This is a genomic window from Streptomyces sp. FXJ1.172, from assembly GCF_001636945.3.
Classification (GTDB): Bacteria; Actinomycetota; Actinomycetes; order Streptomycetales; family Streptomycetaceae; genus Streptomyces.
In genome coordinates, this window is record NZ_CP119133.2 from 2519900 (window position 1) to 2534112 (window position 14213).

Below are 14213 nucleotides of genomic sequence, written 5' to 3' on the forward strand. Positions count from 1 at the left end.
GCCCGGCGACCCCGCACCGGCACTGGCCCGCGTCCCCTGACGGACGCCAGTGCCCCAACAGGCAACGTTCGCCCCGTCGCGACGCCCGGCACGCTCCCCCAGCCTTCGGCCGGGAGGTGCCCCCACTCGCCGCACCGCCCGGAAGCCCAAGTACGTCCAGTACGAGGGCATCCGGCCGGCACACCGAGAGCACGCACCGGACGCCGCTCCTTGACGGGCAAACGTTGCCTGCCGGGGCACTAGCCTCCCGCACGGGAACCGGTTGCTGCCCTGTTGCCGCAGCTCCCGGACGGTGCGAAGGGGCGGGGACCGTAGACAGTCGGCCGGCGACTGCCGACCGTAGACGGTCCAGTTGTCGACCGACGGCCGCGGACGGTCGGCCGTGGAGGTCGACTGGCGACTGGCGGTCGTAGGCGGTCAATGCCGCCGCGTCCCCACCGACCGTCGCAGGCGTCGTATCGCCGCCGCCCACTCGGCTCCGGGGGCCCGGATTTCCGGGGTGGGGGCCGGTTGCGCGGTGGGGGCGGTCGACCAGAGGGCGATTTCCGCATCCCGGGGGCCGTATGCGGTATGCGGTTCACCGTCGCCGAAGATCCGGACCGGGTGGGACGTGTCCCAGGTCTGCCAGCCAGGGTCGCCGGTCGTCGCGAAGCGTACCCAGGCGGTGTGCATCGCCTCGCACAGTTCGTGCGGGGCGCCCTCGCCCGCCAGTTTCTTCGATTCGGGGGCGGCACCGGTGTCGAAGACGAAGCCCAGCTCCAGGGCGTGGCAGGCGCCGAGGCCGGGCAGGCGGGAGGGCCAGGCGAATTCGTAGAGGTGGGAGGTGTCGGGGCGGGCGTCGGCGAGGCGGTGCAGCGGGACGCGCAGCAGGTGGTCGGTGACCATCTGGCCGACGGTCTCGGCGGTGCCGGCGTCGGGGTGCAGGGCGCGGTAGCCGCGGGGCACCTCGTGTCCGGTGTGGCAGCGGGCCATGGCGCCGGCGAGGGCGACGGGGCCGAGGCGGTCGACGTGTTCCATGAGCCCGCCGGGCACGAGCCAGAGCCGGTATTCGTCGCGGGTCCAGCCCATGAGGAGGTCGACACCCTGGGCCGTGTCGCCGTCGATCAGGGCTTTGAGCGGGTCGCGGGGTACGAGGTCGCCGTCCACGACGATGCCGAACGCGGAGCCGCCCAGGACCGGGCTGCTGAGCCGGCCGGCCTCGGCCTGGGTGCGCAGCAGCAGGTTGCGGTCGACGGCGGCGAAGGCTTCGGCGGTGGCGGGGATCTTCAGCCGCATGGCCATGCGGCGCACCATCCGCCGTACCTTGTCGCGGTCGGAGGTCTCCGGTGATCCGCTCTGCAGCACCGCGCGCCGGATCAGTCCCCGGGTCGCGGGTGCGGCGAGCAGGGCGCCGGCGCTGATGGCGCCGGCCGACTGGCCGCACAGTGTGATGCGGTCGGGGTCGCCGCCGAAGGCGCCGATCGCGTCGTGCACCCAGTGCAGGGCGGCGAGTTGGTCGCGCAGGCCGGGGTTGGGGGGTGCGTCGGGGAACAGTCCGTAGCCCTCGACGCCGAGGCGGTAGTTGACGGAGACGCAGATGACGCCGTCGCGGGCGAAGCCGGTGCCGTCGTAGACGGGTATGGCGGAGGATCCTCTGGTCAGGGCGCCGCCGTGGAGCCAGACCAGGACGGGGAGTCGGGCGCCGGGGCCGGGCTCGGGGGTCCATATGTTGAGGTTGAGGCAGTCGTCGCCGGGGATGTCCGGGTCGGAGAGGTACTGGGCGAAGGCCTCGGAGTACGGGGGCTTCGGCGCGGTGGGTCCGAAGGTGCCGGCGTCGCGCACCCCCTCCCAGGGTTCGGGCGGCCGGGGCGGGCGGAACCGGTGGGGGCCGAAGGGCGGTGCCGCGTAGGGGATGCCCCGGAACACCGCGATGCCGTGCTCGTACCGGCCGCGTACGGTCCCGTACGGTGTTCTGACCACGGGTGCGGCCTCGGTACCGGCCTCGGGGTTCGCCTGGTCCGCCGTCATCGCCCACCAGTCCTTCGCCGCGCGCTCGTGCACCGTGCACCGTGCACCATCAGAGCACCACAGGTGCGTGCGGTATTCCGGTGCAGGGGCGCGCGGGAGGGCCGTTCGGGCTACGCCGGTACGGTGGATGACCGGGTGGTCACTTGGCGTACATCAGGGTGCCGAAGCCGAGCTGGTCGTAGCCGCCGCTGGTGGAGCCGTAGTCCCCGCCGCCGCCTTCGGGGGCGACGAGGTTGTAGTACATGGCGGAGATGTACTTGTCGTCGAGGTACAGGCGGCGGTTGTAGTGGAAGTGGAGCATCGCCCAGACGGGGCGGATCTGGCCGCGGGAGCCGGCGGCGATGACGGTCTGTGACTGCTGGGCGCAGTTCTGGCCGCTGCCCCAGGTGTAGGTGGTGTAGGGGACGTCCTGGCCGGTGTTGTACTTGGCGACGTACTGGGCGGCTTTCATGAAGCGGCGGTCGTCGTAGGAGTAGAGGTCGTCGCCCTGGTTCCAGGCCATCTCGCAGACGGCGCCCATCTGGCCCATGCCCATGACGGTGTGGCCCTGGTCGCGGCCGGACTCCTGCCATTGGCCGAGGGCGTAGCCGTCGGAGTCGGTGTACAGGTACGGCACGGCGTGGCCGATGGAGCCGTTTCCGGCGCCGGTCTTGAAGTAGGTGACGGCCTGGTCGTACGTGGCGGGGTCGTCGGTGAGGATGCCGGTGGCCATGATCGAGGCCATGTTGCACAGGTCCCAGTTCGCCCAGTAGTTGGTGATGCAGGCGTCGTTGTGGTGGGTCAGGAAGCTGTTGTTGAGCGGGTAGAAGACGTCGGTCATCATCTGCTGGAACGCGGCGAGGTCGAACCCGTCGTGGTCGCGCATGAGTTCCGCCGCGTTGGCGAATTCCCAACCGTAGATGCCGGCGGCGAGGAAGCGGTCGGCGTTGCCGGTGACCGTGGTGAGGGTGGACGACCAGGCGTTGAGGATTCTCGCGGCGCACTCGGCGTTGGCCTCGGTGCCGGCGATGTTCCAGCGCAGGGCGTTCTGGTAGGCGGCGGCGATGTCGTTGTACAGGATGCCGTAGTTCTCGCCGGTGCCGCCGCGGATGACGGTGGCCTGCGGGTTGGGTGTCCAGGTGGATGCGGAGTGGGGGTTGGCGGTCAGCCTGTTCCAGCCGGACAGCCAGGGGTCGGTGCCGGCGGCGACCCTGACTTTGGCGCGGTTGATGTCGCCGGCGTTGTGGAGCATGCCGGGGTGGGTGAAGGTGGCCGGGGCGGCGTCCGCGGTGGTGGCGGAGGTGGTGGCGCCGAGGGCGAAGGCGGCGGTGAGGCCGCCTGCGGTCTTGAGCAGACCGCGGCGGCTGACCTCGGTGTCCGGGAGACGGGTGTGGGGGGATGTGCGGCTCATCCGGTGCATCTCCGATCCTGGGGTGTCTACATGGGGGTGATGCTCACCTCGTCGAACTCGGTGGTGCTGTGGGCCAGGGCGTCCCGGGAGCAGACCACGAGGCCCGCGTGGTAGGGGGCGTCACCGAAGCCGGGGATGTCGCCCGCGGCGAGGGGGATCCAGGTGGCGCCGCCGTCGGTGGAGGCGTGCGCGGTGAAGCTGGTGCCGGTGCGTTGGAGCCGTAGCAGGCAGGGGGCGGTGACCGCCGCGCCCGTGAAGGCGGACTTCCCGGCGACGGTCGTGCGCAGCATGAGCTGGGCGCTGGTGCCGCCGGTGACGATGGCCCCGGCAGCCTGGTCGAACGGTGACAGGGACTTGGTCATGAGCAGCCCGGCCCGGTCGCCGCTCGCCCCGCCGCGGGTGACCAGCCGGGCGGTGATCTCGCAGTCACCGGTGACGGGCTGTCGTACGAACTGGCCGGTCATGCCCTGGTTGTTGACGTTCAGGTCGGTCCCGGCGCCCCGCATCACGAAGGTCCCGTCCTGGTGGGCGGTGCTGCCGGGTGTCTGTTCGGCGACCACGCCGAGCGTGCCGCTCGCCGAGGGTGGTGACGTAGCCGCCCTTGGGGTTGAGGACGATGACGTCCTCGATGCGGATGTTCTTGCTGCCTCCGCTGAGGATCGCGTGGTACGGGCTGGCGCAGAGGACTCCGCGGCCGGTGAGGGCGGCGTTTTCCACGTCCTTGAAGTGGACCTGGGCGGTCAGGACGGCACCGCCTGCCAGGTGGACGGTCTTGCCGCTGGGGACGGTGAGGACGTTGCCGGGCAGGGTGTGCACGCCGGGCCCGAAGTAGAGGACGTCGGGGTCGTCGGCTGCGGGCGGGTGGGGGTCGATGTGGTTGGTGATGAGGTGCAGGCAGTCGAAGATCTCGTCGTTGATCTGGATGAGGAGGTCATGGGGCTCGTCGAGGGTGAAGCGCAGGGTGTCGCCGCGGAGGCCGGGTTTGATCCCGAGGGCGTCGGGTCTGATCCGGGCCTTGGTGGTGCCGCCCTTGAGGTAGGTCACCTCGATCTCGACGGTGCCGCGGAAGTCGAAGTAGACCATTGAGGAGTTGTAGACCTTGCCGGAGCCGGTGGTGGGGTTGATCTCCTCGAACTGGGGTCGCCAGATGTCGAGGGTCTGCCAGTCACCGTCCGGTGCGGTGCGCACCTTGACCGTGAAGCTGGTGTTGGTGGGGAGGGTGGACGGGCGTGGGTGGGTGACCAGTCGGGGTGTGGTGCCGGCGCTGTCCGCCCGGGCCGTGCGGGCCGCGAGGCCTGACAGGCCGGCGGCGAGCACGGTGGCGCCGGCCGCCTGCAGGGCGGTGCGGCGGGAGGGGGACGGGTTCATGCGGGGCTCCTTGTGAGGGTGAAAGAGCGGTGCGGGCCGGTCGCTTGGGGCCGGTGCGGGCCGGTCGCTTGGGGCCGGTGCGGGCCGGTCGCTTGGGGCCGGTGCTGGACAGGCCGACAGCCGCGGTCAAGCTCGTCGCGGCGGGTTGGGCACGCCGTTGTGGCTGCCGTCGAAAGCGGGGGTCCGGCCGTTGTGGCTGCTGGCGAACGTGGTGCTCGACCATTGCGACTGCCGGCGAACGTGTAGCTCGACCGTTGCGTCTGCCGTCGAACGTGGTGGCTCGACCGTTGCGTCTGCCGCCGGACACGTGGTTCGGCGGCAGACGCCGGGTCGGGCGCGGGTGGTCTCCAGCCGTTCCTCGTGGTCTGTTCGGCCGGGTCCGGGGATCCGGGGAGATGCCGTCGGGCTCGACCCCGTCAAGGTGGCGGTCTCATCGCCGCCGACGCCGGTGGACGCCTGCACAGCCGACGGTCTCGCCGCCGCTGACACCGACGGACGCCTGCACAGCCGATGGTCTCGTCCCCGCTGACACCGACGGACGCCTGCACAACCGACGGTCTCGTCGCCGAGGCCGGTGGAAGCCTGCACAGTGCGGCCGCTCGGGGCCGCCCCTCCGGCCGCGGCACCGCCCGTCGAGGGGGCGGGAATCGGTGGCTCATGCGAGGCCCGGCCTGGGTGTACATGAACTACCCACTCCCTTCGGTGAGATGACGTACCCACGCCTGGGGCTGCGGGGTGCCGCTCCTTGATGTGCGAGATTTCGGCAATCGGTTTCTACGAGTGGTGCAGGGAGCTTCTTCCTGCGGGCACGGCGCGTCAAGAGGCGCGACGAACTTTCGAAAACCGTGTGGGTGCCGGGCCGGTGGCCACGCGGACCGTACGCTGCGGCTGGTCCCGGCAACCGGTTGCCGGGGCCAGGTGTTCCGTACGGCCGAGGTCGGCACCGGTCGTGACCAGGGGATCGAGCCGGTCCGGGAGCCTGCGCGGTGCGGCGGACACCAGCCGGTCCCCCGCGCCGTGCGGGACGGCCCCCCGTACGCAGCGGGTGCGGTCCTCTGCGACCAGCACGGACCGGCCCTGGGTCCGGCAGGATCCGGCCCCCCGCCTTGGCGATTGACCGTGCGTTCCCGGCAGTCATACGGTAGAAGGCGCTTTCTGAAAACGTTTCTACTTTCGTTCGTCACGCTCGTCACGTTCGTCAGGAGAGCCATGCCCCCCAGCGCCCAGCCGCCGCGGACCGTGTTCGCGATGGATCCGGTACACCTCCCGCTGCTCTTCCCCCCGCCGCTCATGACCCGGCTGGAACGCACGGCCGGCATCGACGCGGCGCTCGTCGTACGGGACTTCGCCGATCCGGCGGTGGCCGGCGCCCTGGCCCGGGCCGAGGTGCTGATCACCGGCTGGGGCTGCCCGCGCCTGGACGCCGGCGTGCTGGCCGCGGCCCCCGGGCTGCGTGCCGTCCTGCACGCCGCGGGGTCGGTCCGCTCCCTGGTCGGCGAGGCCCTGTGGAAACACGGCATCACCGTCTCCAGCGCGGTCACCGGCAACGCCGTGCCGGTGGCGGAGTACACGCTCGCGATGATCCTGCTCGCCGGCAAGGACGCCTTCGGCCACCGCGAGCGCTACCGCCGCACCCATACCCACCCGGGCCCCGCCGAGACGGCGGCCACCGGCAACCTCGGGCGCCGCGTCGGGGTGATCGGCGCCTCCCGCGTGGGGCGCCGGCTGATGGAGCTGCTGCGGCCGTTCGATCTCACGGTCCTGCTGCACGACCCCTACGTCGGCCCCGCCGACGCAGCCGCCCTCGGGGCCGAACTGCTTTCGCTGGACGACCTGTTGCGGCGCAGCGACATCGTCACCCTGCACGCCCCCGACATCCCCGAGACCCACCACATGCTCGACCGCGACCGGCTCGCCCTCCTGCGGGACGGCGGTGTGCTGATCAACACCGCGCGCGGGGCGCTGGTCGACCACGAGGCGCTGGCCGAGGAGCTGGTCTCCGGGCGCCTGCGCGCGGTCCTGGACGTCACCGAGCCCGAGCCGCTGCCCGCCGGCTCCCCGCTGTACCGGCTGCCCAACGTCTTTCTCACCCCGCACATCGCGGGCTCGCTCGGCAATGAGCTGGAGAGGCTGGGCACGATCGTGGTGGAGGAGCTGGAGCGGCTGGCCGCGGGCCTGCCGCTGCTGCACGAGGTGCGGCACGCGGACCTGCCCCGGGTCGCCTGATGGGCGTGGCGGGAGCGCCGTCCACAGGGCCACCGGACCAAAGCAGCGGTGGGATACGGCTTCCGCACCGGCGCGGGCGGGCCCCGGGCGGGCGGGAGAGGCGCCACGACGTCGAAGGAGTCCCACGGTGAGTCAGCGCAACGCGCCCAGTGGTGCCGGCCGGGCGACCATCCGCGACGTGGCGGAGCGCGCCGGTGTCTCCGTGGCGAGCGTCTCGCGGGTGCTGTCGGGCAACTACCCGGTGTCGGACGAGCTGCGCCGGCGGGTGATGAAGGTCGTCCGGGACCTGGACTACGTCACCAACGCCCACGCCCGCTCGCTGGCCGGCGGCGGCACACCGACGGTGGCGATCCTCATCAACAACATCACCGGCGCCGCGTTCGCCCACGTGGCCAAGGGTGTCGAGGGCGCGGCCACGCTGCGCGGCTGGCTGTCGCTGGTCGGCACGACCGGCGACGACCCCGAGCGGGAGCTGGCGCTGGTCAACCTCATGCGGCAGCAGGGCGTGGCCGCCGTGGTGCTGCTGGGCGGCGCGTACGACTACGACGAGTACCAGCTGCGCATGGCCCGCTTCGCCCGCTCCCTGGACGCGGCCGGTTCCCATCTCGTCCTCGTGGGCAGGCCGGCCCTGGAGGGCGAGGTGCCGGCCACCACGGTCGACTACGACAACGAGGGCGGCGCCTACGCCATGGCCAGCCACCTGCTGTCGGCCGGCCACCGGCGCGTCCTCGTGCTGCCCGGTCCGGCCGAACTCACCGCCGCGCAGGGCAGGTTGAGGGGTGCGCGGCGTGCCTTCGAGGCGTACGGCGTGCCGTTCGAGGAGTGTGCGGTCCGACACGGCCCGTACGACGACACGCACGGCTACGACGCGGTCGAGGCGGCCCTGCGCGAGACGCCGGGGTTCACCGCGGTGCTCGCCGGGACCGACGTGGTGGCCGCGGGCGCCATGCAGGCGCTGCGCGCGGCCGGGCTGCGCGTGCCGGAGGACGTCTCGATCGTGGGCTACGACGACATCCCGCTCGCCTCCCGGCTGACGCCCCAGCTGACCACGGTGCACGTGCCGTACGAGGAGATGGGCCGGGTGGCGCTGCGTGCGGTGGCCGACCGGCGCGAGGGCGGTGCGGGTCGCCGCAGGAGCGCCGACGGTGAGCACGTGGTGCTGGGCACCCATGTCGTCGTACGCAGTTCGGTGCGGCCGCCCGCTCCGCGCGGATAGTTCCGCGCTATTACGTAACCGGTTTCTTCCGCCTTCCGACGCCGTCGGTCTTTGCCCAGCGGTCTGCCGGTCCTTCGGCAGGCTGCGTCGGCAAGGCGCGCACCTGGTGACGGCGCGCGGCTCCTCGGGAGTGCTGTTCAACCTGGCGGAGCTGTCCCCGTCCCAGTACGCATGGCTGGACCACCATCGCATCCCCTACGTACTGATCGATCCCGCGCACGAGCCGCCGGCCGGTGTGGTGTCGGTCGGGGCGGCCAACTGGCAGGGCGGCGTGAGCGCGACCGAGCACCTGCTCGGGCTCGGCCACCGGCGGATCGCGGTGATCGCCGGGCGCCGGCGCGCGATGGCCGGCGGCGCCCGGGTGGCCGGCCACCGGTCCGCACTCGCCTCGGCCAGGGTGCGGTACCGCGCCGAGTACGTACGGCACGCAGGGTTCGACGAGGCCCTCGCCCGCCTGCGCACGCACGAGCTGCTGGACCTGCCCGAACCGCCGACCGCGGTGTTCGTGTGTTCGGACCGGATGGCCCTCGGGGTGTACGCGGCGCTCGCGGAGAGGGGCGTGAGGGTGCCGGACGACATCAGCGTCGTGGGCTTCGACGACCTGCCCGAGGCCCAGTGGGTGACGCCGGGTCTGACCACCGTGCGCCAGCCGCTCGGGGAGACGGCGGCGACCGCGCTGCGGCTGCTGGCGCGGATGATGCACGGCGAGCGCCCGGAGGGCACCCGCACCGAGCTGTCGACCCGGCTGGTCCCCCGCGGGAGCACCGCCGCGCCCCCCGTGGAGCGGCCAACTGCGTGACCCGGAACGCCCGTTCGGAGGCAGTGCGGTGACCGCGCCACACTCAAGATCGTTTGCCCGGGCATGATCATCACCACGCGCACCGCAGCGGCCCTGGCCGTGGCCGCAGTCGCTCTGGTCACCGCCTACGGCACGGCCCATGCCGCCTGCCGCACCCTTGCCCCCGGTCAGCACCGCACCGCCGTGGCCACGCCCGGCGACGACCACGACCCGAAGGAGGACGTCGAACTCGACGAGAACGGCCGCCCCGACCCCGACGAGGACTGAGGAACGGGCTTCGGCCCGATCCGGGCCGTGCCACGGCGCCGGCCGGGCACCTGCCGCACGAGGTGCCCGTCCGTCGTCGCCGCACGAGGTGCCCGTCCGTCGTCGCCGCACGAGGTGCCCGTCCGTCGTCGCCGCACGGTCGCACTGCAGTGACCGGATCCGGTCAGGTAACCGGCCGCCTCCCCCGGTCGCTCAGCCGTCCCAGACCTCCCTGTGGCCGTGGGCTGCGCCGACGAGGGCCTCGATCGCGTCCACGGCGCTGCCGTCGTGGTCGCTGCCGGCCGTACCCCTGCCGGTCTGGACATTGGCCGTGCGGTCGACCTCGAGCCAGGAGTCGGCGTGGGAGTTGTCGATCACGGTGATCAGGCTGTCGTTCGCGGCCGCGGGTACCGCGCCGGCGCCGAGCAGCGCCGCGGCGAGGACCGCCGCCCGCCCGAGCCGGGATGCGGTACCGCTCACACGCCCACGCCCTCGGGGGTGAGCCGCTCGCGGGCGATGTTGCGCTTCCAGCAGGCTGGTGGCGGTAGCGACGGGGCCGTTTCTGGTCCTCCAGGATCACACCGGAGGCACCGATGCGCTCCAGCCCCTCGACGACATGACAGGCGACCTCGGGGTCGACGTACCCGTCGTCGACGTCGACCAGCAGATGATGGTGCGGGAACGCGCCCCGCAGCCGCTGGACGAAGGCCACCATGTCGGGCCAGGCGATGAAGCCGATGTCCGGCAGCCCGTAGTACGACGCCGCGAATCCGAAGCCCGAGACGAACATGCCGTCGTAGTGCTTGGCCGCGATCGACGCCGAGTACATGTCGTACACACCGATCAGCGGCGTGGTCCCGGGCCCGGCGATGCGCTCGCGCAGCTGTTTACCGTAAGTCAACGTCCGGCTCCTCCTGTGGGTGGGTGACACGGAGCAAATGGGCTACCGCGCCTGACGCTCTTTACCAAAACAAGAGCGTCTCTAGAAATTCACATGACCATTCATGTACGCGAGCTTTACTCGCCCCAATGGAGGAACCGGTTCACCGCAGAAACGTTCCTGAGTCGCTCGCCTCCGGCTCAACCCGCTTGAAGCGCCGGGCCGGTGACCGTAGCCTCGCCGGGCATGAACGCCGTTCCCGCGCTCCTGGACCATCTCGTCCTCGCCACGCCCGATCTGGCCGCGACCGTCGCCGACTTCACCCGGCGCACCGGAGTGACCCCCGCGCCCGGCGGTGTCCACCTGGGGCTCGGCACCCGCAACCACCTGGTGGGGCTGGGCGGCCGGAGCTACCTGGAGATCCTCGGGCCCGACCCGGAGCAGCCGGAGCCGGCCGGGCCCCGGCCGTTCGGCGTCGACCTGCTGACCGGGCCACGCACCCTGACCTGGGCGATCAGCCCGCCCGACCTGGACACGGCGGTCACGGCGGCCCGCGCGCGGGGCTACGACCCCGGGCCCGTCCGCCCGATGAGCCGCCGCACCCCCGACGGGACCGTGCTGCGCTGGCGGCTGACCGACGGCGACTGCGCGCACCCCTCCGGTCTGGTGCCGTTCCTGATCGACTGGGGCGACTCGCGCCACCCGGCCGCCTCGGGCCTGCCCCTCACCCCGCTGCTGGAGGTGACGGCCACGGTGCCCGACCCGGAGGAAGTGCGCGGGCCGCTCGCGGCCCTGGGCACGGGCCTGACCCTCGCCGCGGGCCCGGCCGCGCTCTCCTTCACCCTGGACACCCCGAACGGCCCGGTCACCTTCGGCTGAGAAACAGCGGCCCGGGGACCAGGGAAAAGGGAGCGGGGCGGCGTCAGCGCGATCGGCTGGAGCAGGGGCAGGCAGCCGACGACCGCGCGCGGCAGGCAGTCGGCGACCGCGCGCAGGCTCGGAGCCCGGGGCTCAGGGCCCCGGGGCTCGGGGCTCGGGGCTCGGGGCTCGGGGCTCGGGGCTCGGGGCTCGGGGCTCGGGGCTCGGGGCTCGGGGCTCCGGGAGCCTCGAGGTCGCCGCCGGTGTGGCCGATTCCTTCAAGACCTGCCCTCCACCCCCCTCCTACCGTGACCTCATGACTGCACGATTCGCCGTGATCGGCGTGGTGGCCTCCGACCTGGCCGCCTCACTCGCCTTCTACCGCCGTCTCGGGCTGGCCTTCTCGCCCGGCGCCGAGGAACAGCCTCATGTCGAGGCCGAACTGCCCGGCGGACTGGTGCTCGCCCTGGACACCGAGGAGACCGTCCGCTCCTTCCACCCCGGCTGGCGGCCCCCCGAGGGCGGCGGACGCGTCGGGCTCGCCTTCCGGTGCGGCTCCCCCGCCGAGGTCGACGCCCTGTACGACGGTCTCGTGGCCGCCGGATACCACGGGGAGCTGAAGCCGTGGGACGCCTTCTGGGGGCAGCGGTACGCCACCGTCCACGACCCCGACGGCAACGGCGTCGACCTGTTCGCCCCGCTACCCGCCGCCGAGTAGCTCCCCGAGCGGCGCTCCCGCCAACTCCCGCACCTCGCGGGCGAGATGAGGCTGGTCCGCGTAGCCCGCGCGGGCCGCCGTCTCGGCGTACGGCAACCCGGAGCGGGCCAGCGCCAGCGCGCGCTGCAGGCGCAGGATCCGGGCCAGGGTCTTGGGGCCGTAGCCGAACGCGCCCAGGCACCGGCGGTGCAACGTGCGTGCGGCGACACCGAGTTCGACAGCCGTCGCGGACACCGAGCAGCCCTCGTCCAGACGCTCCACCAGCCGGCGCAGCAGCGGATCGGGGGCCGTCGCTCCCGCGGCCGTGTCCAGGGCGATGTCCTCCAGCGCCGTCGCCGGGTCGGGTGCCGCCTCCAGACGGTCGCACAGCCGGCGGACCCGGGCGGCGGGCCACAGGTCGGCCAACTCCGCACGCTGGTCGCGCAGTTCGTACGCCGGTACGCCGAGCAGGGCGGGCGCGGTGCCGGGGAAGAAGCGGATGCCCGCCCAGGTGCGGTCCGCGCCCTCGGGGTAATAGGGGCGGGTGTCGGGGCCCGCGACCAGCAGCCGGCCCTCGCTCCACAACAGGTCCATGCAGCCGTCCGGGAGGACACCCCGGCGCCCGGCCCCGGTCGGGGTCTTCGTCCACACGACAGCGCCGGCCAGCCGGGACGCCCGTTGCGTGTACACGGGGGCCAGCGTACGTCGCGCCGTGGTGCACCGCGTACGACCGGTCGACGGCGGTCGGTCCGGAGATGCGGGTCCGGCCGGGAACCGCAGTCGGCTGGACAATGCCGGGTCACCTCGGCGCTGACAGCCGGCCCGCACGACACCGGTCCGTCTCGGCGGTAGCGGCCGGGCGGGTACCCGAGGCGGGCGTCCGAGTCGAGGCGGGCGCCGGTGTGAGAGCCGGCCTGGAGGGCCCCGGTCAACAGGGCTGTCACCAGTCCACAGGGCCGACGGACCACCGGTCACCGATCCGCAACACCACCGGCCACCGGACCGCAGAACAGCCGGTCGCCGGTCGACCGTCGCCAGTCGCCAGTCGCCAGTCGCCCATCGTCCGTGATCGTCGACAGTCGTCCGTCGTCCGTCGTCCGTCGACAGTCGTCCTCCGCCAATCACGGGTCGCCGGTCGGCAGCCGCCGGTCGGCAGTCGGCAGTCGGCAGTCGGCAGTCGGCAGTCGGCAGTCGCCAGTACGCAGAACCGTGCCGCTCCGCCGCTCACTGAGCCTGCGGTGGTGTGCTCCCGTGGTCCTCGTGGGTGTCTGCGTCGGCATGGTGTGCGGGGTGGTGGTGCGGGTTCTTCGCGTGGGTGCGCAGGCGGGCCGTGACGTCTTCCGGGGGCAGGAAGCGGGACCAGCGCTCGGGGAACTCGGAGGGCATGTCCAGGTCGTCGGGGTCTGCTTCGCGGGCCGCAGCCGTCCGGGCGACGTACTCGGCGACCTGTGCCTCGCGCATCCGCTCGTTCGCCTCGCGGGCCGCGGCCGTGGCGGCGGCCGGCCAGACCCGGTCGATGGCCGCGTTCACTGCCGCGCCGACGAGGACGGCGAAGGCGGACACACCGATCCACAGCAGGACGGCGACGGACGCGGCGAGGGAGCCGTAGATCGTGGCGCCCTCGATGGTGTGCACGAGGTAGATGCGGAGCAGGAAGCTGCCGAGGACCCACATGGCGAGGGCGACGAGGGCGCCGGGGACGTCCTCGATCCACGGGGAGCGGACCGGCACGGACACGTGGTACAGGGTCGTCAGGAAGGCGATGGACAGGACGATGACGACCGGCCAGTACAGGACCTGGACCAGCGTCGCCGACCAGGGCACCACCCGCACCACCGCGTCCGGGCCCGCCACCATCAGCGGCAGCGCCACCGAACCGATCAGCAGCGCCACGATGAACAGCAGGAACGACATCATCCGCGTCTTGACGATGCCGCGGACGCCGTCGAGGCCGTACATGACGGTGATGGTGTCGATGAAGACGTTCACCGCGCGGGAGCCGGACCACAGGGCGAAGACGAAGCCGATCGAGATGACGTCGGGCCGGCCCTTCATCACGTCGTGCAGGATCGGCTCGGTGATCTCGTTCACACCCTTGTCGGACAGGACCGTCCGGGAGGCGTCGAGGATGTTGGTCTCGAGGCTGCTGATGGTGTGGGCACCGGTCCAGGTGTCGACGTACGCGAGCAGCCCGATGAGGCAGAGCAGCAGTGGTGGCACGGACAGCAGCGTGAAGAACGCCGCCTCGGCCGCCAGGCCCAGGATGCGGTACTCCATGCAGGAGTTGACGGTGTCCTTGAGCAGCAGCCAGGCCGTCCTGCGCTTGGAGACGTTCCGGTAGAGGGCTCTGGCCCGGTGGAGGCGACCGGCGGGCCGCGCGGGGGGTTCACTTGCTGGCTGCACGACCCAACGGTATCCGCAGCACCGCACCGTCCTCACCTTCCGGGGCGGGTGAGCGGGTCCGGTGCCCCGTCCCGCGCCGCTGTGCCACGCTGGAGGCCATCACCACCTCCGTCCCGGGTAGGT

General features: G+C 72.5%; 10 protein-coding genes and 3 pseudogenes. 6 read left to right on the top strand and 7 right to left on the bottom strand.

Features of this window, described 5'->3' with window-relative positions:
* Positions 1-417: 417 nt before the first annotated feature.
* The 3 genes and pseudogenes from A6P39_RS11170 to A6P39_RS45485 form a co-directional block, all read right to left on the bottom strand.
* The gene (locus A6P39_RS11170) at positions 418-2007 is read right to left on the bottom strand and encodes a carboxylesterase/lipase family protein (protein WP_199841042.1); all 1590 of its coding nucleotides are present in this window, start codon (positions 2005-2007) and stop codon (positions 418-420) included.
* A 139-nt stretch (positions 2008-2146) separates the two neighbouring features.
* A complete protein-coding gene (locus tag A6P39_RS11175; RefSeq protein WP_067056153.1) occupies positions 2147-3397 on the bottom strand; it encodes an alginate lyase family protein in 1251 nt (416 codons plus the stop codon).
* A gap of 26 nt (positions 3398-3423) precedes the next feature.
* Positions 3424-3975, bottom strand: a pseudogene (locus A6P39_RS45485) (Ig family protein); the annotation flags it as partial.
* 1999 nt (positions 3976-5974) lie between these two features.
* On the opposite strand from A6P39_RS45485, the gene A6P39_RS11185 reads away from it, so the two are divergent.
* The 4 genes and pseudogenes from A6P39_RS11185 (at position 5975) to A6P39_RS11200 (ending at position 9273) form a co-directional block, all read left to right on the top strand.
* Positions 5975-6991, top strand: coding sequence for a hydroxyacid dehydrogenase (locus A6P39_RS11185; RefSeq protein ID WP_199841039.1), 1017 nt, complete (start codon positions 5975-5977; stop codon positions 6989-6991).
* Between the two features lie 127 nt (positions 6992-7118).
* Positions 7119-8207 (top strand): LacI family DNA-binding transcriptional regulator, encoded by a 1089-nt coding sequence (locus A6P39_RS11190; RefSeq protein ID WP_067056068.1) that lies wholly within the window; start codon positions 7119-7121, stop codon positions 8205-8207.
* 109 nt (positions 8208-8316) lie between these two features.
* Positions 8317-9006, top strand: a pseudogene (locus tag A6P39_RS11195) (substrate-binding domain-containing protein); the annotation flags it as partial.
* 63 nt (positions 9007-9069) lie between these two features.
* The gene (locus A6P39_RS11200) at positions 9070-9273 is read left to right on the top strand and encodes a hypothetical protein (protein WP_067056072.1); all 204 of its coding nucleotides are present in this window, start codon (positions 9070-9072) and stop codon (positions 9271-9273) included.
* A gap of 192 nt (positions 9274-9465) precedes the next feature.
* On the opposite strand, the gene A6P39_RS11205 is transcribed toward A6P39_RS11200, so the two are convergent.
* Positions 9466-9732 carry a hypothetical protein gene (locus tag A6P39_RS11205; protein WP_067056075.1) on the bottom strand — a complete coding sequence of 89 codons (267 nt, stop codon included), beginning with the start codon at positions 9730-9732 and terminating at the stop codon, positions 9466-9468.
* Positions 9733-9790: 58 nt separating this feature from the next.
* A pseudogene (locus A6P39_RS11210) lies at positions 9791-10153 on the bottom strand (isocitrate lyase/phosphoenolpyruvate mutase family protein); the annotation flags it as partial.
* 225 nt (positions 10154-10378) lie between these two features.
* On the opposite strand from A6P39_RS11210, the gene A6P39_RS11215 reads away from it, so the two are divergent.
* Both A6P39_RS11215 and A6P39_RS11220 read left to right on the top strand, forming a co-directional pair.
* Positions 10379-11011 carry a VOC family protein gene (locus A6P39_RS11215; protein WP_067056078.1) on the top strand — a complete coding sequence of 211 codons (633 nt, stop codon included), beginning with the start codon at positions 10379-10381 and terminating at the stop codon, positions 11009-11011.
* A 295-nt stretch (positions 11012-11306) separates the two neighbouring features.
* Positions 11307-11708, top strand: a complete 402-nt coding sequence (locus tag A6P39_RS11220) for a VOC family protein (RefSeq protein ID WP_067056079.1) — start codon at positions 11307-11309, stop codon at positions 11706-11708.
* Here the strand turns inward: A6P39_RS11220 and A6P39_RS11225 are convergent.
* Positions 11691-12377: a helix-turn-helix domain-containing protein gene (locus A6P39_RS11225; protein ID WP_199841040.1), complete on the bottom strand. Its 687-nt coding sequence runs from the start codon at positions 12375-12377 to the stop codon at positions 11691-11693. The two genes, A6P39_RS11220 and A6P39_RS11225, sit on opposite strands and share 18 nt — an antisense overlap.
* A 534-nt stretch (positions 12378-12911) precedes the next feature.
* On the bottom strand, positions 12912-14090 hold the full coding sequence (locus tag A6P39_RS11230) for a YihY/virulence factor BrkB family protein (protein ID WP_067056082.1): 1179 nt from the start codon (positions 14088-14090) through the stop codon (positions 12912-12914).
* Positions 14091-14213 lie beyond the last annotated feature (123 nt).

Bases quoted from the DNA above. Each gene is read 5' to 3' on its own strand.
- A6P39_RS11185 (WP_199841039.1), top strand. From the start codon at position 5,975: ATGCCCCCCAGCGCCCAGCCGCCGCGGACCGTGTTCGCGATGGATCCG.
- A6P39_RS11175 (WP_067056153.1), bottom strand. From the start codon at position 3,397: ATGAGCCGCACATCCCCCCACACCCGTCTCCCGGACACCGAGGTCAGC.
- A6P39_RS11215 (WP_067056078.1), top strand. From the start codon at position 10,379: ATGAACGCCGTTCCCGCGCTCCTGGACCATCTCGTCCTCGCCACGCCC.
- A6P39_RS11170 (WP_199841042.1), bottom strand. From the start codon at position 2,007: ATGACGGCGGACCAGGCGAACCCCGAGGCCGGTACCGAGGCCGCACCC.
- A6P39_RS11200 (WP_067056072.1), top strand. From the start codon at position 9,070: ATGATCATCACCACGCGCACCGCAGCGGCCCTGGCCGTGGCCGCAGTC.
- A6P39_RS11220 (WP_067056079.1), top strand. From the start codon at position 11,307: ATGACTGCACGATTCGCCGTGATCGGCGTGGTGGCCTCCGACCTGGCC.